The organism is Pseudomonas brassicacearum (assembly GCF_003732265.1).
Lineage (GTDB): Bacteria > Pseudomonadota > Gammaproteobacteria > Pseudomonadales > Pseudomonadaceae > Aquipseudomonas > Aquipseudomonas brassicacearum_D.
The window spans coordinates 78,742-99,451 of record NZ_MOBK01000008.1 but is presented as its reverse complement, the minus strand read 5'-3'; the positions used below and the strand labels follow the sequence as shown (position 1 = coordinate 99,451).

The window sequence follows — 20,710 nt, the reverse complement described above, 5'->3', positions numbered from 1 at the left end:
GCATCAGGGTTTGCCGATTACGGCTGTGCGTCTTTTTGCAGCGCTGCGCGGGTCAGCTTCCTGCTCAGCTCTTTTTCTTCGTAACCCATGTCGTGAAGCAATCCGCCGTAGACCTCATCGGTCATGTCTTGATCGGTCAACACCACCTTTTCATCGACATTCAGCCGCCGGGCGAGGTCTTGCAGACGTTGTTTGAGTGCTCGTCGTTGTGCAATTTGCTGGCCTTTGGAACTGGCCCAGGCGTGTTGAACTTCGCGTAACTCATCCAGCAATTCGCTCTTGGTTTCGTAAAACCTGGCATTGCGCCTGAACTCGTTCGGGTACGTTTCCTGCAGGTATTTCTGCCAGAACGGCTGTTCGATCATGTCGTTGATCAAGCCATCGCCGGCCTCCATGGACATCACTGTATCGAAGGCGGTGTCGAGGGTTTTGGCGTTCACGCCGGCCATGGTGCGAAACAGCATCGACTCCGATTGCCACGGTAAACCCAGGCGTTGAGCCAGGCCGGTTTCGTAGGCGAGGTACACCTCGACCTCATCGGGATTGCCCGGCCGGCTGCCGAAATCGGCGCGGGCAATGTCATCCACGCGGGCGAGGCGAGCGGCACCCCTGGCCAGGTTCACCAGTTTGCTTTCAAGGACGGCGTTGGACGTCGACAAGGCATAGGCTTCGGAGGCGAGCACCTTGATGCCCATGTGGTTGAACACCTGGGCCCCGGCATCGGCGCAGGTGGTAGGGGCCTTGGCCATTTCGAACAGATCCTTGCGCAACCCTGTGTCCATGTCGATGGCTTCGACCATGCGCCATACCCGGCTGCTGAGCTGTCGACGCAAATCACCACCGGCCTTGTAATCGGCCGAGCGGGTCTGTTTCTGGATCAGGGCAAAAAAATCTTCAGAGCCGGGCTCGGTCATCAAATCGTGCCAGGCTTCCTCCCGGAAAGTACCCAACCCTGAGACTTCGGCACTCCACCATACCGAGTCGTCGTTCATTGGCCACTGGTTCGACGCGTCTCGTGCCGCGTCGGCGTAGACCTGCTTGGGTGAGATGCCGACGGATCGTCGATACTCTTTGAAAGTCACCAGGTTGGCGTCCGAGAGTTGCTTTTCGTACAAACGGGTCCGCGCCAGGAGAAAGGCATCTTCCGAGCCGGGTACGACTTTCGGAATGACGCTGATCGGGTTTTCCTGCAAATCCAGAAAGAAGCCGCGCGGTCGACGTTTGTTGAAGGGACCGAACAGGCCATCGGGCCAGGTGGTGGCTCCCGTGTTGCTTAAGCTCAGGATTCTAAGTCTGGGCATGCGCCCGACGTCCGGGAGTCGGCCCAGGTGCGTGTTGTCATCGAGCCTGAGGGTTTCCATGCGCGTCAGGTTTCGCAGTTGCTCGACGGCCGACGGCGTCAATGTGATGTCGTTGTTCATCAGTCGCAACGTGCGCAGGTGGTGCATCTTGCCGATGGGGTCGGGGAGTCGCGTCAAGCCGCAGCTGCGGGCGCTCAGTTGCCGCAGATGAGGGAAGTCACCCAACAGGCCAGAGGCGGATTCGGAAAAGCTCGTGCGGTCCAGGTTCAAAGTGCTGATCTGATCGAGGTAGCGTTTGATATCCGGCAGCTCCTTCCACCAGCGTTCGAGGTCGAGCACCTCAAATTCTGTGGACAGATCCAGCGCATAACCGCCGTCCGCCGTGATGCTGCGCTCGCCAAAGACCGTGGGCTTGCGTTTGAAACAATCGATGAGGCGTTCGGCAATGTGCAAACCGCCGCTGTTGACGAACCCGCGTTGATCCGGGCCCCAGGTATCCGGCTGCTGGTAGCGCCAGCGATTGAACAGCACACGCAAATCCTCCAGTTCGCGGTCCAGGCGGGTCAGGGTCTGGTGCCCTTGCTCCTGCGAACCGAGGGATCGAACGAAGGTATTGACCTCGCGTTCGTTGAAGTGGGGGTAGATATCCTGCACCCGTTCGGTGAGCGTGCGGGCGACGGTGGAGAAACCGGGGCCGCGCAACAGCATCATGTCTTCACGGTCAGCCATCGGACGGATCGGTGGTGCGGCGAGCGCGGTGCGGCGCTGCGCCGGTGTCTCGGTCTTGGCCATCACCCATTGCTTGAAAAAGGCGCCCTGGCCGGGCCGATAGCCCAGCTGCGCCTGTTTGTTTTTCGGCATGGCGTTGAGGACGGCTTCGTAAAAATCAGTGGCGTCGTGCAGTTTGTGGTTGTCGCCGTCCCAGACTTCGAACCGGTTGACATCATCCTTGACCAGCACCCGGACCATCGATGCGTTCTCGACACCCACACGGCTGCGCAAGGGGCCGGCATCGTTGCCTTCGCGAACCTCGATGCGCAATTGCGCGAACGTGTCGGTATGAATCCTCAAGGCGTTCAGCACCAGGCTTTCGGTTTCCGCCACCCACTGCGCGCCGTCGTGGAATCCTTCGTAGGCGTGATTGGTCCGGGCTTCGAATGCCGCCTCACGGGCGCGGCTCTTGAGGCTCAACGGCAGTTGCTGCTCTTGGGCCATGCGCTTGAGGTCGGCAGCGTCGGCACTGTTCAGCAGCGATTCTGCCGCGCGGGACGGCAGCTCGGGAAAGGTCTGGCGTATGAGTCTTAGCTGCGGATCGTTGGACGCCTGAGCCCCTTGGTAAAGCTGATTGACGATGTCAGCGTCCATTCGACTGGCTTCATCCGCCAGTCGATTACGCAATGCTTGCACCCGTTCACGTTTGGCGGTGGACCGGCCGAGCATGGCTTGCAGCTCTTCTTCGCTGAGAAACTCGACAAGACCTGGCGCAAATCGGTCGCTCATGAGGTTGGACAAACTGGTGGACAGCGTTTGCTCGTCGGTCGCATCGGCATTGCCGTACTGACGGAACCGGCCGCTCCTGTCAGCGTTTTCGTAGACCTTCAGGGCTTTATCCGCAGGCCAGCCGTCCAGGTAAGTCACCAGCGGTTCAAACCAGTAGGAGGAAGGATCCAGGGGCTGACCCGATCGAATCCTTTCGATGGCCTGGCGGGCCTGGCGCTGGATGTTCAAACGGGTGAGGCTGTCGTCCAGTAACGGTGGCGGGGCCGTGTTGTCGACGTACATCCGGCGCAGCGCACCGTCGTCGGTGCCGCTGGCGATGCGAACGTCTTCGAGCTGCGCGTCACTGAAGCCCTTCACGGCGTGGCCGAGACGGCGCATCAACGTCGGGCGATCCCAGGTTCGCGGGTTCTCGGCTTCATGAGTCCACGCGCCGAGGCCGTTGTGTTTCAGCTCGGGCAGATAAGCATTGTCGCGATGCGGGTGTTTGACGCGGTAGTTGCCGGTTTGCGGATCCTTTTGCACGGCGTAGTGTTTGCCATTTAGTGGCAGAACATCCTCGCCTTCGTGGGCATGCAGCCCCTGCGCGTCGGGTCTGGAGTCCTGCGATAACTGCACATCGGGCCACTCATAAGGTTTGAGGTCGGGGTTCCATAGCCGGGGTTCGCCGTTGGGCAGCGTGACCGGTTTCATGCCTTCGATCAGCGGCGACAGTTTCAGGCGTACCAGCGCGCCGATCTGCGCGCCGGCGGCAAATGCTGCGAGCTGAAGAAAATCCGTGGCCACGCCGACGATGTGTTCGGTGGCTTCGGTCCACAGCCCCAGGGTCATGTCGACGATACCTTCGATGGTGTCGCTGGCCATCTGATAAGCCATGTAGCCCATCATCAGCTCACCGAGTCCGGGAACGAACGGCGTTACGACCATCAGAGCGATGTTGAAGATGTCCGAGACGATTTTCTTGAAATTCTCCCACCAGGCCCATCGGGCTTTGGTATCGGCATCGGCGGTGGACACGGCGATGTGCCGGGCGTCATTGAGGACCTTGTTGAGCTTTTGCTCAAACAAGTACTCCCAGAGCTCACCGGTGAACGGTGCGATACTGAAATGCAGATGAGGGTCAGTGACGGCCACTTCCCGCCAGCTCGGTCTCTGGTCCAGCGGTTCTTTCTGATGCCATTTCACTTCGAACAGACGTTGTTGCAGCCCGCCGAAAAAGTGCCCTCGATCGGATTGATCGACGAACCGGCTGAAATATTGCTGGTAGGTCATGCCGGTGGACGATATGACGTTGTTGTCGCGCAGCTGACGTGTCATTTCATCCATGAAAGCGACGGTCGAGGGGTACTCTTTCAGTGGGTGCTCAGGGTCTTGCGGGACGTAAGCGAATATCGGCACAACCTCACGGGCCCGGTCCAGATCCGGGGTAATCAATACGATCCCGGTCAGCACGCTGTCGAGAATCGACAGGTTGGCGAATTGCATGATTCGGCCTTTGCGGGTGAGGTTGCGCTGGCCGTCGAGCATCATCAGGATCAGGTCACCGGCATCGGCGTCGATGTCGCCCTTCAGGACAGCCAGTCTGGCGGCCGCTTTAAACGCGGATTTCTCGCTCTCGACAATCTTGTGTTTCAAAACAAACTGGGCGAGGCCATCCCTGGGCCGCAACTGCTCTTCGAGGTATTTCGTGTACCGCGCACCAATGTCCAGCTCGCGGCACAGAGCCTGAAACCGGGCGATGGACATTTTACGTTTGATCGGCAGGATGTCGAAATGCCCGCGGGCATCGGGCTGGCTGATGAAGTTCGAGTCGACCTCGCAGGTTTCCTTGCTCGAGAAATTATGCAGGGCCGCGTCCAGCAGTGAAACGGTTCGGGTCACTACACCGTTGATGTTGCTGGCATACCAGGGAAGCGCTTTGGGTAGATAAAGGTGCAGGTAAGTGGTCTTTACATCGACGTCGACACCGTACTGTTTCAGCAACGCCTCGGTCAGCAACGGTTCTGCGAATTCGTAAACGCCTTGCACCTTGTCCAACACCCGGTCGACGGTGTTTTGAGCGGCCCAGAGTTTGAGGTTGGCTTCTTGTAACGGCGTGTGATCGAAATCCCTGGTGGCCTGTACCCAATACCCTGAAGCCGTTTGTGTGAGGCTCAGTTCCCGAATCCGTCGCACTGAAGCGTCCTTGAACGCGGGATGGATACGGCTCTTGATAAACGCGTAGTGGCGACCTTTATCGTCATCGGCCCCCGGTATCGGTAGCGCTGATATACGTCCGTGTAAGTCAGTCATGCTTTTAATGAACCTTGAGCGTTAAGTGGAGTGACCAGCCTAACGCCCGAGGCTCAAAGTAAAAGTTTGAATTACTGCTGTTAAGTCAGTGTTTGTCCCTTCAAGACATTGGAATTATCAATGCCGAAAATAATTAATTACCACCCCTTCAAACACAGCCGGTTCTGTTAACGCCGTACGACTTCAACGGGCAGGCAACCGGTGTTGCTGGCGGGTTGCAGGTAAGGCGTCAGAATCGGCGCCATGCCCTTGAGTACCTGCACCGGCAACGCCGAGGTGAAGGTGAACGTTTCGGCCGAACGACCCGGTACGAAAGCGGTGAGGGTGCCGAAATGGTGATCGCCGATGTAGAACACGAAGGTCGCCGTGCGGTTCAGGGATTTCGAACTGATGACCTGCCCGCCGGAACCGATGGCTGAAATGCGGTTGTCGCCGGTGCCGGTCTTGCCGCCCATTGCCAACGGTTTGCCATCGGGCAGGGTGAAACTGCCGGACACACGTTTCGCTGTACCGGCGTCTACCACTTGCGACAGGGCTTCGCGCATGGCGGCGGCGACTTCGGACGGCATCACCCGTTTGCCCGCGACCGGGTCATTGATCAGTTTGGTTTCATACGGCGTATCAGCCGCGAAATGCAGCGTGTCGATGCGCAGTGTCGGCATGCGCACGCCATCGTTGAGAATGGTGCCGATCAACTCGCCCAACGCTGCCGGACGGTCGCCGGAGCTGCCGATGGCCGTGGCCAGCGACGGCACCAGGTGATCGAACGGATAGCCGACTTTCTGCCAGCGCTGGTGGATGTCGAGGAAGGCTTCGATCTCGAGCATGGTGCGGATACGGCTGTCGCGGGCGCCCTTGTGCCGGCTTTTGAACAGCCAGCTATAGACTTCCTGACGTTCGAATTGACTGGCTTTTACGATCTGGCTCCACTTGGCGTCAGGGTTGTTCAGCAGATAGCCCATCAGCCACAGGTCCAGTGGGTGAACCTTGGCGATGAAGCCCTGGTCCGGCAAGTCGTAGGCGCCAGGGCTGTAACTTTCGTACAGCCGTTGCAGGCGTTCGTCAGTGAGTTTTTCGGTGAGCTTGGCGCCTTTGAGGTGCGAGCGCACAAAGGTGTTGAAGCTTTCCTGGCTGGCCTGTGGCCGCAGATACCGGTGCACCGCTGCCATGCGGATCGGCGTCGGGCGCATTCCGTCGAGGAAGGTGTCGAGCCGTGCCTGGGTGTCCTTGTTTTTGTACTTTTTCCAGAATTTCAGCAGGAACGAGGTGCCTTCGCGGTCGGCGAAGTTGGCCAGGTACTCCTGACGCCGTGGGTCTCGGTCGTCCTTGAGCAGTTCGGCGCTGCTGTTGGGGCCGGAATAGGTGGTGTAGCGCACCAGGTCGCGCATCAGCCGGATGAACGGCAGGTTGATGGATTCGCGCAGGGCATCGCGCAAGGTCGGTATGCGGCCGTTATCTTCCTTGCGGAAGTTATGGAACACGTGCAAGCCGCCCCCGGTGAAAAACGCTTCGCCAGGGCTGGCCGAGTATTTGCGATCCAGCGCCGCGCCGAGCATCGCCGGCAGGTTGCGGTCTTTGTTCTCGATCAGGTAGTCGACGGCCCAGCGGCTCAGGCGGTCCTGGTCGGGGACGTCGAGTTTTTTCAGTTCAGGGACGGTCATCCCGGCATATTTATCGTGCAGCTCGGCGATGATTTGCAGGTAGGTGGTGAGTACGCGCATTTTCGCCGTGGAGCCCAGTTCCAGCTTGCTGCCTTCGTTGATATCGAACGGCTGGTCGGTGCTGTCGGTCTGGATGCGTACGCGCGCGCCGTCCGGCGTCAGTTCAAACAGGGTGAAGCTGTAGCGCACCTGAGTGGTGCTGGTGGGGGTGAGAAGGCGTTCGCCCATCAAGCCGATCTGCGTGGCAAACGCCGGGTCGGCCAGATGCTTGAGGTACTCGGTGGCCTTGGTTTGCAGGTCGCCTTGCAGGGTGCTGGTGGCGGACAGGTCGAGGCGATCAAGGTCGTACAGCGGACGATTGAGCAACCCGCCCAGGCGACTGCGCGCCACGCTGATGCCTTTGTTGGTTTCGATCGGTTGAATGGTCGGCTGGGTTTGCCAGTCGCGATACGTGACCTTGCTGGCCAACGCCGCCGCCGCGAAAGGCGCATCGATCACGTTGTTCTGGGCCAGCAGGCGAATGTGGCTGTCGGTGAGATCGGCCAGTTCATCACGGCCCTTGGTCAGGTAGTGGGAAGGGCGGCGCTGGGCAATCATCAATGAGAGCATTTCACGCAGGGCCAGGCCTTTGGCGGCCATGGTCTTTGGGTCGGTGTCAGGGCTGTTCAGCGTCTCGTTGGCCTTGTCGAAGTCGGCGCCATACCAGACGCGCAACCCTTCGGCCATGCCATGCACTTCACCGTGGCCGGGCACGGCGGACAGCGGCACGCTGTTGAGGTAGTCGCGCACCACATTTTTCCGGGCGTCGAGGGTTTCCGGACCGGCCTGATAGGCGCGCACGGTGGCGGAAATCATCTGCCGGATCTTTTCCGCGCCCGACACGGTCAGGCCATCGGGCGAATGCCGATACTTTTCAAGCTGTGTCGCCAGAGTACTGCCGCCCGCCGACTGGCCCGGCAGGTGAATCAACTTGGCCACCTGCGACCATGCGGCCATGCCGAAGCGCGGCCAGTCCACGGCGGGGTTGGCCAGGGGTTGCTTGGGGTCGAGCAGGAAGCGGTTCTCGATGAACAACAGGCTGCTGACCACCACTGGCGGGATCGCATCAAAGCTTGAATAAAGCTGTTGTGGGTATTTGAACTGGTACAGCGGCAAGGCACGGCAGTCGGTGATCGACAGGCCGGCCTGGATTTTCTCGGAGTAGGGCACGAAAAGGCCCTTGCCGCTGTAATCCATCAACTTTTGGGAAAAACGGGTTTGGGCTGAAATCACATAATCGCGCTTGAGCAACCGGGGCAGGAACTCATCCAGTGAGCTGTAGCCCAGACGCAAATCAAAAGGCCCGGCGCCAGGGTAACGAATGGCGTCGCTGGGGCCTGGCTCCAATTTGTAGCTCAGGGATGCGGCAAATTTGCTGACTTCGCGGGATTGAAATTTCGAGGTGCGCATTTCCTTGGCGGCCGCCAATCCCACGACAATCGCGATAATCAGCAGCAACAACCAGAACGCCTTCCAGCCGTGTTTGACACGACTGGTGCGAGGTTTTTCAGGTGATGGCGCTTCATCCACACGTTCAGTCGGGACCACAGTTTTACTCGTATCGGTTTGCCACAAAGCGCCCATAGTCGATTGATCCATTCACGCAGATTGATCTGACTTGTCTGAAGCTTAGACGGTGGTTGGCGATGGTGAAAAAATTGTGAGTGCATAATTTTTCAATCTTTTTTGTTTTTTGTGGCGAGGGAGCTTGCTCCCGCTGGGCTGCGAAGCGGCCCTAACCCAGGCAATCGTGGTTTTTCAGGCAAATGGGGTCGCAGGTTTTACGACTGCTGCGCAGCCGAGCGGGAGCAAGCTCCCTCGCCACAGGGGGTTAGGTGACCTTTGGTAGGTGTTACAACCAGCAGGTATCCCATAGCGGGTAATCACCCATTTTTTCCACTAGTCCTGCACGCAACGGGTTGGCAACTATGTATCGGGCGAACGGCAGGAGTTCCTCGCCATCGCGGATTGCACGGTCGTGATAGCCGGTTTGCCAGAAGGCTCCTCGACAATTTGATGCCTGGTTAATGGTGAGTGTGCTGCGTGATTTGATGGCTTGCATGAGTTGCGCCAGGGTGCGTTGTTTGAGTTGCACCAGCCAATGGAAATGATCCGGCATGACAACCCAGGCTATCGAATTGACCCATTTCTCTTCGTGGGCTCGCCTGAGCTCGGCGACCAACAAACGGCCCATTTGCCAGTCGGTGAAGATGCAACGGCGCTGATGAGTAACTGCAGTGATGAGATAGGCCCTGTCGGGCTCCGAACAGCGTCCATGGCGCAGCAGGTGCGAATTTGGGCGTGGATGCATTCCTTTGCGTCCTTGAGCTGATAGTCCAATTCACCTTAGCCATGCCTTCGTTTCTGCGTGGCTTCAACTTATGAGTGAAATGTCTGAAACAACTGAAGGAACAGTTTCTGTGGTCTGAAATAGCTGTACTAGACACCTGGTCGGGTAAATTCGGAGAAGGTCTGGGCATGACGATGCACCAATGCTGTGCAATACTCGGCGCCGTTTTCTGCAACGGGTGAAATCACTTTTAGCCAGTTAAAGCCTCTCCATAAATCCGTCTTTTACCGAGAGTTGTGGCTGTAATTTGTGGTTTATAGAGTGAAAACACCTGAGCAATGCTTTTTATACTGCACGTCCCGCTGATCCTCGAGGTTTTGTCCTACAGGACGGTCCTGCTCACGAAGTAAGGCCGGTTTCAGGCAAGCAATGGCTTATCCGTCAGCGCTTCGACACTCGGTGGCTATATCCAATAACAAGACGAGGATGTCCCTATGCCTGCTGGCAATCACCTGCCCCACGGCGAGACCGCTCAGGGCGGCCCGCTTAAACGCGAACTCGGCGAACGGCATATTCGCTTGATGGCACTCGGTGCCTGTATCGGCGTCGGCCTGTTCCTGGGTTCGGCCAAGGCCATCGAAATGGCCGGCCCGGCGATCATGCTCTCGTACATCATCGGTGGTCTGGCGATTCTGGTAATCATGCGCGCCCTCGGCGAGATGGCCGTGCACAACCCGGTCGCCGGCTCGTTCAGCCGTTACGCCCAAGACTACCTCGGCCCCTTGGCGGGCTTCCTGACTGGCTGGAACTACTGGTTCCTGTGGCTGGTGACCTGCGTCGCGGAAATCACTGCCGTGGCGGTGTACATGGGCGTCTGGTTCCCCGATGTGCCGCGCTGGATCTGGGCGCTGTCGGCGTTGATCAGCATGGGCACCATCAACCTGATCGCGGTCAAAGCCTTCGGTGAATTCGAGTTCTGGTTCGCCCTGATCAAGATCGTCACCATCATTGCGATGGTGGTCGGCGGCATCGGTGTGATCGCGTTCGGCTTTGGTAACGACGGTGTGGCGCTGGGGGTTTCCAATCTCTGGGCCCACGGCGGTTTCATGCCTAATGGCGTGCAAGGCGTGTTGATGTCGCTGCAAATGGTCATGTTCGCCTACCTTGGCGTCGAGATGATTGGCCTGACCGCCGGTGAAGCCAAGAACCCGCAGAAGACCATCCCGGATGCCATCGGCTCGGTGTTCTGGCGGATCCTGCTGTTCTACGTCGGTGCACTGTTCGTGATTCTGTCGATCTACCCGTGGAACGAAATCGGCACCCAGGGCAGTCCGTTCGTGATGACGTTCGAGCGTCTGGGCATCAAGACCGCCGCCGGCATCATCAACTTCGTGGTGATCACCGCCGCGCTGTCGTCCTGCAACGGCGGCATCTTCAGCACCGGGCGCATGCTCTACAGCCTGGCGCAGAACGGCCAGGCCCCGGCCGGTTTCGCCAAGACCTCGAGCAACGGCGTACCGCGTCGTGCCTTGCTGCTGTCGATGGGGGCGTTGCTGCTCGGCGTGTTGCTCAACTACCTGGTGCCTGAAAAAGTCTTCGTCTGGGTCACCGCGATTGCCACCTTCGGCGCGATCTGGACCTGGGTGATGATCCTGCTGGCCCAGCTCAAATTCCGCCAAGGCCTGAGCGCCAGCGAACGTGCCGGGCTCAAATACAAGATGTGGCTGTACCCGGTCAGCTCGTACCTGGCGCTGGCGTTCCTGGTGCTGGTGGTCGGCCTGATGGCGTACTTCCCGGACACCCGCGTGGCGCTGTATGTCGGCCCGGCGTTCCTGGTGCTGCTGACGGTGTTGTTCTATGTGTTCAAGTTGCAACCGACCAATGTGTCGCACGGTGCGGTGCGTTCGGCTTCTTAAGACGTAACGCTTGAAATGCAAAAAGCCCCGGTCCATTGACCGGGGCTTTTTATTGGCTGGCGAAATCTACTGTGGCGAGCGAGCTCGCTCGCCACAAAAGTTCGGTGAGTTGAGGCGTTTATTGAACTCCAGCCAGACCGCCAACAACCCCATCAACCCGGCGCCCACCAGCGCAGTGAAAACCTGCATGGCAAACGCATCGTCGGTCAGGGCATTGACCATGTCCGCCAACGGCGCCAGCAACACGCCGAGACAGAACACCTCCAGCGAGTAACGCCCCATGCGCGAGCATTGCCGGGCCAGCCAGTGTTGCGTCCAGCCCGTGTCCGGCAACAGTTTCGCCGTGACATACGCCAGCGCCAGAAAGTGCAGCAGGCGTACCGGCGACAGGTCGGTCTTGCTGATCGGGTACAGCAGGTTGCTCAGTTGGGAGGGCATCAGCGCGTCATGTATTTGCGGCCAGCGCCAGGACACGGTAATCACTCCGGCCAGCACCGCATAAATCGCGGCACTGACAAACAACGGCTGGCGCAGTAGCGGACGCGTCTCGGCCGACCGGGGCTTCTGCCCGTGAATCGCCGCCGCGCCACCGAGCACAAACAGCAGTTGCCAGGTGACCGGGTTGAAGTACCAGACGCCGTCCTTTATCGCGGCCAGGTTCCAGCCAAAGGAAGGCGCCAGCAGGTAAACGGTCAACGACACCGCCACCACCGCCCACGCCTTGCGCACCAGCATCGGCAGCACCAGCGGCAACCCGGCCAGCAGCACGATGTACAGCGGCAACGGGTCCATCAGGTTCGGTTTGAAGCGCAGCAGCAACTCATCCGTCAACGCCTGCTGCGGGTTGGTGATGAAGTGGCGCAAGCCCATTTCCTCGACCAGATCCCGCGTTTCCACGTGGCTGTTGGCGAAAAACACGATGCCCATCAGCATCGCCAACAGGAAAATATGCACCACGTACAGCACCCACGCGCGACGCAGGATCTTCACGCAGGCGATCAGATAACCGTCGCGCGCGAGGATCTTGCCGTAGGCCAGGACCGCCGCATAACCGGCCAGAAACACGAAGATTTCCGCCGCATCGCTGAAGCCGAAATTACGCAGGGTGATTTGACCCAAGGGGTTGTGGGGCACGTGATCCCAGAAAATGAAGATCAGTGCCAAGCCACGGAAAAAGTCGATTCGGTGATCGCGTTCAGTCGTCATGGCAGCGGGCTCTTGAACGGTTTTGAAACAGGAGCGAGCGGCATCACCAAGGGTTGTACGCCGCTCATCGGCGGCGCGCAGGGTGCAGGGATTCGCTGGCAATTGCAAAACGTGGGTATTACGGAATGTCTCAAACGTTGCCAAAGGACAACCGCTGGTCTAAAAGCCCGGCAGCCACACGATCTCTGACCACCGTCGGGATCAAAGCTTTATCGATTGAAGGCGGAATTCCCATGAGGCGCCGGCATGAAGATCAGCGATTGGCTCGACAAAGAACTCGCAGGCCGCCAGGTCTGGTTGCTGTTTCTTCTCGCGACGCTGCTGTACGTCCTGCCGATGATCCTTGCGGATTACCCCTACATCGACGACAACTGGCGTTCCCTCGCCGCCGGTACGGCGTGGACGGAGGAGGGCCGCCTGTTCGCGCAGTGGTTCTATTACCTGCTGACCTTCAGCGGTGCCGCGCCCAATATTTTCCCGTTGCCACTGCTGATCGCCACGCTGGCCATGAGCGCTGCCCTGACACGCCTGACGTTCCACTATTTTCCCGAACCGACATTCGGCCATTGCCTGGTGTTGCTGCCACTTTGGTACAACCCGTTTTTCCTGCAAAACCTGTCGTACCAATACGACGGGCCGACCATGGCGCTGAGCGTGGTGGCGGTGATCTACGCAATCACCTTTCGCAGCCTTTCTCGCGTCCAGCAACTCATCGTTCCGGCGCTGCTGATCGCATTGGCCATCGGCCTTTATCAGGTCAGCATCAATGTGTTTCTCGGGCTCTGTTGCCTGGAGCTGCTGCGGGGTGCCAACGACCGATTAGCGTGGCCCGCGTGGTGCCGATTGCTTGGCTGGAAAGTCGCGCAGTTGCTGCTGGCAGGCTTGATCTATTTCGCCACGGCTTTTGCTTTCATGAGTCAAACCCGTACCTCGATGTTGAACGGCGCGGCGGCACCGCTGCTGCAAGTTGAAATCAATGCCGGCCGGGTCCTGGAAAACATCATGCTGCTGTTTCATGGTGGGTTTGCCTGGGTGTTCGGGGCGCTGTTGTTGTGCGCCATCGCCGGTGGGGTGTGCGTGGGGCGGGGTGTGCTGGCGCGGTGGGACTCAGGCCTGCACAAAGCGGTGATCGGTATCGCGTGTCTTTTAATCCTGCCGGTTTTGCTGTTGCTGGTGCCCGGCGCCTCGTTGTTTTTCCGCGACTTCAATGAAGGCGCCCGAACCTTGATGGGCTTTGGCGTCGTCCTGGTTTTGCTGTTTTACCTGAGTCATCGGGTGCTGGCGTCATTGCATGGAAAGCTGCCATTGCTGTTGTTGATCCCGCTGTTGGCAACCCTCTCGTTGTCCTTCGCCTATGGTCGCGTACTGACCTTGCAAAAGACCTTCACGACCAACGCGCTGTATGCCTTGAGTGCCGACATCGCCTCCCGCCCGGCATTGCGCAACGCCAAGCGCATTTACCTGTCGATCAGTTATTCGGATCACTGGCTGGTGGCGGCCGCCGGGTCATTCAGGCAAATGCCAGTGTTGCACTACCTGTTGAACATCGACTTCTACATGCTCGCGGAAAACCTGCCGAAAACCGGCATCACCAACGTGGTCAGGGAAAAGGAACGGCGCAACGCCACGCGGGTGGGATACCAGGGTTATCCACCGCTGGTGGACAGCCTGTTCTATCGCATTTATCTGCTGGGGGATTACGGCTTTATCGTCATGAAAGAACCGTCCCGGTTCACTACGCTGCAGTGGTAATTGACCGTTGGTCTGGAAGGCGGCGTAACCTGATAGTTCTGACAGTAGACGCATCCCTGGCGCTGACTTTAGGTTGACGCCTGACACAGCAGTCAACCAGGGAACGGACATGAAAGTCTTATGGAAAGAGTTTTCCACCTTTGCGGTGGTAGGCGTGGCCAATACGGTCATTCATTGGCAGCTTTTTTATGTACTGAACACTGCTGCCGGATTTAGTCAGGCGGCCAGTAATGTGATGGGGTTCAGTGTGGCGGCGATGTTCTCTTTCTACGTGCATTCGCTGTACACATTTGAAGCCGGGGCGTCGGTGCTTCGTTATCTGTTGTACATCTTCTTCATGGGCGTAATGAGTTTCGTCGTCGGGCATTTCGCCGATATCTGGAAACTCCACGGACTAGTGACCGTCGCTTCGTTTTCGGCCTTGAGTCTGATCTGCGGCATTATCTTTTCGAGATTTATCCTGTTCCACGAGCGCGAGGCGTGAAGAATGCCAGCCTCCCCGTGAGGCCGGCATACGGAGCCGCTCTTACGCAGCCGCCACTTCATTAGGCTCAAAACTGTCCGCCCGCGCCATCTGCCACATCCGCGAGTAAAACTCGCCATTCACTTCACCAGTGAGCAACTCCCCCGGTTTCAGGAACACATGCAACTGCGAGAACAGCTTGATCTCGGTCGCCGACATGCGCCGTACCAGATGCTTGGCCGACAGTTGTGACGGGTGATCGAGACCGGCTGCCGCGAGCATTTCGGCCAGGGCCTTGAGTGTGTTGCGGTGGAAGTTGAACACCCGCTGGGCCTTGTCCGGGACCACCAGTGCGCGCTGGCGCAAGGTGTCTTGGGTGGCGACGCCGGTCGGGCATTTGTTGGTGTGGCAGCTTTGCGACTGGATGCAACCGATGGCGAACATGAAGCCGCGAGCCGAGTTGGCCCAGTCGGCGCCGATGGCCAGGACGCTGGCGATGTCGAAGGCGCTGACGATCTTGCCGCTGGCACCGAGTTTGATTTTGTCTCGCAGGTTCAGGCCGACCAGCGTGTTGTGCACGAACAACAACCCTTCGCGCATCGGCACGCCGATGTGGTCGGTGAACTCCACCGGCGCGGCGCCGGTGCCGCCCTCCTTGCCGTCGACGACGATGAAGTCCGGGAGAATGCCGGTTTCCAGCATGGCCTTGGCGATGCCCATGAATTCCCATGGGTGACCGAGGCAGAACTTGAAACCCACCGGTTTGCCGCCGGACAGTTCTCGCAGTTGCTTGATGAAGTGCATCAGCTCGATCGGTGTGGAAAACGCGCTGTGGCGTGATGGCGAGATGCAGTCTTCGCCCATCATGATGCCGCGGGTTTCGGCGATTTCCTTGGTGACTTTGTGCTTGGGCAAAATCCCGCCGTGGCCGGGTTTGGCGCCTTGGCTCATCTTGATTTCAATCATGCGCACTTGCGGGGTTTGCGCTTGGGCGGCAAAGCGCTCCGGGTCGAAGCGGCCGTCGGCGGTTCGGCAGCCGAAGTAGCCGCTGCCGAGTTCCCAGGTCAGGTCGCCGCCGTTTTCCCGGTGGTAAGCGCTGATGCTGCCTTCGCCGGTGTCATGGGCGAAGTTGCCGAGCTTGGCGCCCTGGTTCAACGCCCGAATCGCGTTGGCGCTGAGCGAGCCAAAACTCATGGCCGAGATGTTGAACACCGAGGCTGAGTACGGCTGGGTGCACTGCGGACCGCCGACGATCACGCGAAAGGCGCTCGGATCGCTCAACGGCGCCGGACGCATCGAGTGGCCGATGAACTCGAAACCCGACTGATACACATCGATCAGTGTGCCGAAGGGCTTGTCGGCACTTTCGTTCTTGGCCCGCGAATAGACCAGCGAACGCTGGGCCCGGGAGAAGGGCAGGGCATCGCTGTCGGATTCGAGCAGGTACTGGCGGATTTCCGGGCGAATGCCTTCCACCAGATAACGAATGTTGCCCAGGATCGGGTAATTGCGGCGCACCGCGTGCGGGCTTTGCAGCAGATCGAACAGGCCGATCAGGCTGAGTACGCCGGTAACGGCGGTGATAGGCCAGAGCCAGTCGTATTCGAGGAAAGGCAGGCTGGCGAGGGTGAAAATCACGCAAGCGGCAAAGAAGGCGTAGCGGCTCAGGAGTGACAGGCTCATACGGTTTCCTTGGGTTCGAACTCAATAATTTCAACGCAGCAGGTGTTTGGATGCACACAGATCCCTGTGGGAGCGAGCCTGCTCGCGAAGACGGTGGTCCAGTCGACATCAATGCTGAATGACGGACCGCTTTCGCGAGCAGGCTCGCTCCCACAGTAAAAAGCACTCCACGTTTCAGTCAGGCATTCTGCGCCTGGAGAAAAATCGAAAACAGTTCGGACTGGGATTTGATCCCCAGCTTGCTGTACATGTGTTTCTTATGGACTTTCACGGTTTCCACGGAGATTTCCAGCTTACGGGCGATTTCTTTACTGGAGCAACCGCTGAGCATCAACCGCCCGACATCCAGTTCCCGAGCGGTCAGTTGCGCGCCTTTGAGTTGCTGCACCGACGCTTCCAGCTGCACGCGCCAGTCAGGTTGCGGCGGCGACGGCGCGAGGGCCACGACTTCGTTGATTTCGTAGGGCAGGCGCTGGCGCAACAGGCCCAGCACCCACGGCTGGATCAGCGACAGCAAGGCAATCTGCTGGCCACTGAAACGCTGCTTGCTGCCCAATGACAGGCACAACGTGCGGTCGCCTTCGAGCTGGCAATTGAACTGGATTTCATCGGCGACCACATTCAGACGAAAGTAGCGCTGGTAATACTCGGTCAGCTCGAAGTGCTCGGGCGCCACTTCCGACAGGCGATAGAGGCCGGTGCGCGATTGCTCGCGGCAGGCGATGTAGAACGGGTCCAGCAGGTACAAACCGCGCAGGTAATCCTGAAACAACTGATCCGGGCTGCCGTCCTCGCCCGGGCATTCGGCGAACACGTGCGGGTGCTGGTCGGCACTGAAAAGCAGGGCCACCCAACTGTCGAAGGTCACGTACTGATCCAGCAGACGCACCAGCTGCGTCCAGAAATTGGGCTTGTCCAGTGCGTCGATCAGTTGCCCGACCGAGCGGTGCCAAGCGATGTCGTCCAGCGAAAGTGTCATGCCTCTACCCCTATCGGGTTACCCCAGCGGCGTGATTCCCCGGCCGCTGGCTTGCTGCGCATACTGGCGCACAGAAACCGGCCGGGCAATCTTTCTGCCGCCCGGCGTCCCCAAGAACAAGGAATACCGATGAAAGTCGAACTCGCCCAGTTGGCGGGCCGTGACAACGGCACCGCGTACAACCTCGAACGCGCCCTGGCGGCGATTGCGGCCTGCGCCGCCGACACGCAACTGATCGTCTTCCCGGAAACCCACTTGATGGGCTTCCCGACCGCAGACACCGTGGCGCAAACCGCCGAGCCACTGGACGGCCCGACCGTCAGCGCAGTGCTCGCCGCCGCCCGCGAGCGCAACATCGCCGTAGTGATCGGCATGGCCGAGAACGACAACGGCCGCTTCTACAACACCACGCTGCTGATCACCCCCGAAGGCATCGCGCTGAAGTATCGCAAGACGCATTTGTGGGCCTCGGATCGCGGCGTGTTCGAGCCCGGCGACCGATACGCCACTTGCGAGTGGAACGGTGTGCGGGTCGGCCTGCTGATCTGCTACGACATCGAATTCCCGGAAACCGCCCGCGCCCTGGCGCAACTGGGTGCCGAATTGCTGATCGTCACCAACGGCAACATGGACCCCTACGGCCCGACGCATCGCACCGCGATCATGGCCCGTGCCCAGGAAAACCAGGCGTTTGCGCTGATGGTCAATCGAGTGGAACCGGGCGATGACGGCTTGATGTTCGCCGGCGGCAGCGCGCTGGTGGATCCGCTGGGCACGCTGGTGTTCGAAGCGGGGCGCGATGAAGGGCAATTTACGGTTGAGCTGGATTTCAACCGGTTGGAGGCGGCACGCAAGGACTACCGGTACCTGGATGATCAACGGCTGAAGTTGCCGGGGGAAATTATTGAGCGGGCTTGCGGGGTTCGGGAGCTGCTGATTCCTTCGCGTTGATCCGGATTCTGTGTTGTCGGGACTGACGCCTTCGCGGGCAAGCCCGCTCCCACAGGATTTATGTCGTTCACAAAATCTGTATCCACAAGGATCCCTGTGGGAGCGGGCTTGCCCGCGATGAGGCCCTGACAGACGACACACCTGTTTGTCCCTTGAACCAAAAACAACAAAGTAACCCCCGAAATTTAGCGCCGAACTCGGCTCTGCCATAAATCTAATAAATTCGGAGTAGTCGCTCATGGCTCGTTTGCAACGCACCCTGTCATTGGGTTCGGTGGTGCTGTTTGGCATTGCCTACATGACGCCGATCATTGTGCTCGGCACCTTTGGCATCCTCGCTCAATCCACCGCCGGCATGGTGCCGGCCGCGTACCTCGCGGCGCTGGTGGCAATGTTTTTCACCGCCATGAGCTACGGCCGAATGGCCTCGGCGTTCCCCGTCGCGGGCTCTGCCTACAGCTACGTGCGCAAAGCCATCAGCCCGAGACTCGGCTTCATCGCCGGTTGGGCGGTGTTGCTCGATTACCTGTTCCTGCCGATGGCGATCTGGCTGATCGGCGCCGCTTACCTCAACTCCGCGTTCCCGGCCGTGCCGCAATGGCTGTGGGTGCTGGCGTTCATCGGCATCACCAGCGCAATCAACATCGTCGGCCTGAAACTGGCCAACGGCATCAACGCCTTGCTGATGCTGGTGCAAGCCCTGGTGCTGATCGCTTTCGTGGTGCTGTGCATCCACTACGTCGGCGGCGATGCGAGCACGCCATTGTGGTCGATCAAACCGTTCTTCAACGGCGACATGCAGATGCCGCTGATCATGAGCGGCGCGGCCATCGCCTGTTACTCGTTCCTCGGCTTCGACGCGGTCAGCACCCTGACCGAAGAAACCCGCGACCCGCGCCGCACCATCCCGCGGGCAATCATGCTGATCACCCTGATCGGCGGGCTGATCTTCGTCAGCGTCTCCTACTTCGTGCAGATCGCGCACCCGTCGTTCCAGTTCGACAACGTCGACTCGGCGGCCTATGAAATCGCCCGCAACATCGGTGGCGACCTGTTCGTGTCGATCTTCCTGATCGGCCTGATCGTCGGCCAGTTCGCCTCGGGTCTGTCGGCGCAGGCCAGTGGTTCGCGTCTGCTGTTCGCCATGGGCCGCGACGGTGTGCTGCCGAAATCGTTCTTCGGCACCTTGCACGAACGCTTTGGCACGCCGGTCAACAGCATCCTGTTGTGCGCCGTCGTCGCGTTGCTGGCGCTGAAACTGGACGTCACCACCTCGACCTCGTTCATCAACTTCGGCGCGTTCCTCGCCTTCAGCCTGGTCAACCTGTCGGTGATCTTTCACTACTGGATCGGCGGCGAGAAAAAAGGCCCGCGTGAGCTGCTGTTGTTCCTGGTGTTCCCGTTCATCGGCCTGGTGGCGGATTTGTGGCTGATGGTCAGCCTCGATCACCTGGCGATTTACCTGGGCCTGAGCTGGCTGGCGATTGGCGTGGTGTACCTGGCGGTGCTGACCGGCGGTTTCCGTCGCCAGCCACCGGAAATGGATTTTCAGGAAGCCATCTAAGGCAGGCCGAACCCCTTGTAGGAGCCTGGAGAGTTGCATTGCTCTTGAGATTGCTTTCGCTGGCAAGCCAGCTCCCACAGGGATGCGCTGGTGTTCAGGCGGCTGGTTTTGTCTGGTGAATCGGCAGTTCGACGCGAAACGTGCTGCCCACCCCGACTTCACTCACCACCGAAATATTTCCCCGGTGTTTCTTCACGATGCCATAGGACAGGGACAACCCCAGCCCTGTCCCCTGGCCCACCGGTTTGGTGGTGAAGAACGGGTCGAAAATTTTCTGCAGGCTACCCGGCGGGATGCCGGCGCCGGTGTCGGCGACCTCGATCCACACGGTTTCATTTTCAAGCCCTGTGCGCAGGGTGAGGGTGCCGCGATCCGGGCCGATGGCCTGTGACGCGTTGACGATGAGGTTCATGATCACCTGGTTGATTTGCGAAGGCAGGCATTCGATGTCGGGCAGGTCCTGATAATCCTTCACCACATCGGCCTTGTACTTCAGTTCATTGGCAACGATGTTCAGCGTCGATTCGATGCCTTGCTGCAGATTGGCCCACTGCCATTCCTGGTTCGAGTCCACCCGCGAGAAGTCCTTCAGGTCTTTGACGATTTGCCCGACCCGGCTGATGCCTTCCTTGGATTCCTTGATCAGCAGCGGAATGTCTTCGCGCAGGAATTCCAGTTCGACCCGGTCACGCAAGTCACGCAGACGCACCAGGAGCTCGCTGGAGCCAATCGCCTCTTCTGCTTCCCGATAGGCATCGAGCATTTCCTGCAGCTGTTTGAAATAGCCCTCGAGGGTGCCGAGGTTGGAGGAAATGAAGCCGATGGGGTTGTTGATTTCATGGGCGACGCCGGCCGCCAATTGCCCCAGTGAAGCGAGTTTTTCCGATTGCACCAATTGGGATTCAAGCTGTTTGCGCTCGTCGATTTCCCGTTGCAGCGCCTCGCTGGCCTGTTTGAATTGAGTCGTTCGCTGGTCCACCATCTGCTCCAGATGGCTCATCTGCACACAGGCCCGTTCGGTCATGTCCCATTTGGTCAGCAAGGTGTTGGCCATTTGCTGGACTTCAATGTTGTCGAACGGTTTTTTCAGAATCAGCAGCCGGTCATGCGCCTGCA

12 protein-coding genes and 1 pseudogene are annotated in these 20,710 nt (G+C 59.2%); 5 read left to right on the top strand and 8 right to left on the bottom strand.

Features of this window, described 5'->3' with window-relative positions; genetic code table 11:
- Nucleotides 1-17: 17 nt before the first annotated feature.
- From BK660_RS21445 to BK660_RS21435, 3 genes are all read right to left on the bottom strand, one after another.
- The gene (locus BK660_RS21445; RefSeq protein ID WP_123434990.1) at nucleotides 18-5,090 is read right to left on the bottom strand and encodes an NEL-type E3 ubiquitin ligase domain-containing protein; all 5,073 of its coding nucleotides are present in this window, start codon (nucleotides 5,088-5,090) and stop codon (nucleotides 18-20) included.
- Nucleotides 5,091-5,257: 167 nt separating this feature from the next.
- Nucleotides 5,258-8,374, bottom strand: coding sequence for a transglycosylase domain-containing protein (locus tag BK660_RS21440; protein WP_123434989.1), 3,117 nt, complete (start codon nucleotides 8,372-8,374; stop codon nucleotides 5,258-5,260).
- Nucleotides 8,375-8,642: 268 nt separating this feature from the next.
- A complete protein-coding gene (locus BK660_RS21435; protein ID WP_123434988.1) occupies nucleotides 8,643-9,101 on the bottom strand; it encodes an REP-associated tyrosine transposase in 459 nt (152 codons plus the stop codon).
- Nucleotides 9,102-9,574: 473 nt separating this feature from the next.
- On the opposite strand from BK660_RS21435, the gene BK660_RS21430 reads away from it, so the two are divergent.
- Nucleotides 9,575-10,996, top strand: a complete 1,422-nt coding sequence (locus BK660_RS21430) for an amino acid permease (protein ID WP_123434987.1) — start codon at nucleotides 9,575-9,577, stop codon at nucleotides 10,994-10,996.
- 66 nt (nucleotides 10,997-11,062) lie between these two features.
- Here BK660_RS21430 and BK660_RS21425 read toward each other — a convergent pair whose 3' ends face one another.
- Nucleotides 11,063-12,202: an OpgC family protein gene (locus tag BK660_RS21425; protein ID WP_123434986.1), complete on the bottom strand. Its 1,140-nt coding sequence runs from the start codon at nucleotides 12,200-12,202 to the stop codon at nucleotides 11,063-11,065.
- 246 nt (nucleotides 12,203-12,448) lie between these two features.
- On the opposite strand from BK660_RS21425, the gene BK660_RS21420 reads away from it, so the two are divergent.
- Together BK660_RS21420 and BK660_RS21415 are read left to right on the top strand one after the other, a co-directional pair.
- Nucleotides 12,449-13,954 (top strand): glucosyltransferase domain-containing protein, encoded by a 1,506-nt coding sequence (locus BK660_RS21420; protein ID WP_123434985.1) that lies wholly within the window; start codon nucleotides 12,449-12,451, stop codon nucleotides 13,952-13,954.
- Nucleotides 13,955-14,063: 109 nt separating this feature from the next.
- The gene (locus BK660_RS21415; protein ID WP_123434984.1) at nucleotides 14,064-14,438 is read left to right on the top strand and encodes a GtrA family protein; all 375 of its coding nucleotides are present in this window, start codon (nucleotides 14,064-14,066) and stop codon (nucleotides 14,436-14,438) included.
- 42 nt (nucleotides 14,439-14,480) lie between these two features.
- On the opposite strand, the gene BK660_RS21410 is transcribed toward BK660_RS21415, so the two are convergent.
- Nucleotides 14,481-16,100, bottom strand: coding sequence for an FMN-binding glutamate synthase family protein (locus BK660_RS21410; RefSeq protein WP_123434983.1), 1,620 nt, complete (start codon nucleotides 16,098-16,100; stop codon nucleotides 14,481-14,483).
- A gap of 178 nt (nucleotides 16,101-16,278) precedes the next feature.
- On the bottom strand, nucleotides 16,279-17,079 hold the full coding sequence (locus BK660_RS21405; protein ID WP_123434982.1) for a helix-turn-helix transcriptional regulator: 801 nt from the start codon (nucleotides 17,077-17,079) through the stop codon (nucleotides 16,279-16,281).
- A 129-nt stretch (nucleotides 17,080-17,208) separates the two neighbouring features.
- Between BK660_RS21405 and BK660_RS21400 the strand changes: the two genes are divergently transcribed.
- Nucleotides 17,209-18,030 carry a carbon-nitrogen hydrolase family protein gene (locus BK660_RS21400; protein ID WP_123434981.1) on the top strand — a complete coding sequence of 274 codons (822 nt, stop codon included), beginning with the start codon at nucleotides 17,209-17,211 and terminating at the stop codon, nucleotides 18,028-18,030.
- Between the two features lie 238 nt (nucleotides 18,031-18,268).
- Nucleotides 18,269-19,594, top strand: coding sequence for an APC family permease (locus BK660_RS21395; RefSeq protein WP_123434980.1), 1,326 nt, complete (start codon nucleotides 18,269-18,271; stop codon nucleotides 19,592-19,594).
- Nucleotides 19,595-19,688: 94 nt separating this feature from the next.
- On the opposite strand, the gene BK660_RS33640 is transcribed toward BK660_RS21395, so the two are convergent.
- On the bottom strand, nucleotides 19,689-20,357 hold the full coding sequence (locus BK660_RS33640) for an ATP-binding protein (protein WP_404942950.1): 669 nt from the start codon (nucleotides 20,355-20,357) through the stop codon (nucleotides 19,689-19,691).
- A gap of 57 nt (nucleotides 20,358-20,414) precedes the next feature.
- A pseudogene (locus BK660_RS33635) lies at nucleotides 20,415-20,501 on the bottom strand (hypothetical protein); the annotation flags it as partial.
- Between the last annotated feature and the right edge of the window lie 209 nt (nucleotides 20,502-20,710).

Bases quoted from the DNA above. Each gene is read 5' to 3' on its own strand.
- BK660_RS21445 (WP_123434990.1), bottom strand. From the start codon at position 5,090: ATGACTGACTTACACGGACGTATATCAGCGCTACCGATACCGGGGGCC.
- BK660_RS21440 (WP_123434989.1), bottom strand. From the start codon at position 8,374: ATGGGCGCTTTGTGGCAAACCGATACGAGTAAAACTGTGGTCCCGACT.
- BK660_RS21435 (WP_123434988.1), bottom strand. From the start codon at position 9,101: ATGCATCCACGCCCAAATTCGCACCTGCTGCGCCATGGACGCTGTTCG.
- BK660_RS21430 (WP_123434987.1), top strand. From the start codon at position 9,575: ATGCCTGCTGGCAATCACCTGCCCCACGGCGAGACCGCTCAGGGCGGC.
- BK660_RS21425 (WP_123434986.1), bottom strand. From the start codon at position 12,202: ATGACGACTGAACGCGATCACCGAATCGACTTTTTCCGTGGCTTGGCA.
- BK660_RS21420 (WP_123434985.1), top strand. From the start codon at position 12,449: ATGAAGATCAGCGATTGGCTCGACAAAGAACTCGCAGGCCGCCAGGTC.
- BK660_RS21415 (WP_123434984.1), top strand. From the start codon at position 14,064: ATGAAAGTCTTATGGAAAGAGTTTTCCACCTTTGCGGTGGTAGGCGTG.
- BK660_RS21410 (WP_123434983.1), bottom strand. From the start codon at position 16,100: ATGAGCCTGTCACTCCTGAGCCGCTACGCCTTCTTTGCCGCTTGCGTG.
- BK660_RS21405 (WP_123434982.1), bottom strand. From the start codon at position 17,079: ATGACACTTTCGCTGGACGACATCGCTTGGCACCGCTCGGTCGGGCAA.
- BK660_RS21400 (WP_123434981.1), top strand. From the start codon at position 17,209: ATGAAAGTCGAACTCGCCCAGTTGGCGGGCCGTGACAACGGCACCGCG.
- BK660_RS21395 (WP_123434980.1), top strand. From the start codon at position 18,269: ATGGCTCGTTTGCAACGCACCCTGTCATTGGGTTCGGTGGTGCTGTTT.
- BK660_RS33640 (WP_404942950.1), bottom strand. From the start codon at position 20,357: ATGCTCGATGCCTATCGGGAAGCAGAAGAGGCGATTGGCTCCAGCGAG.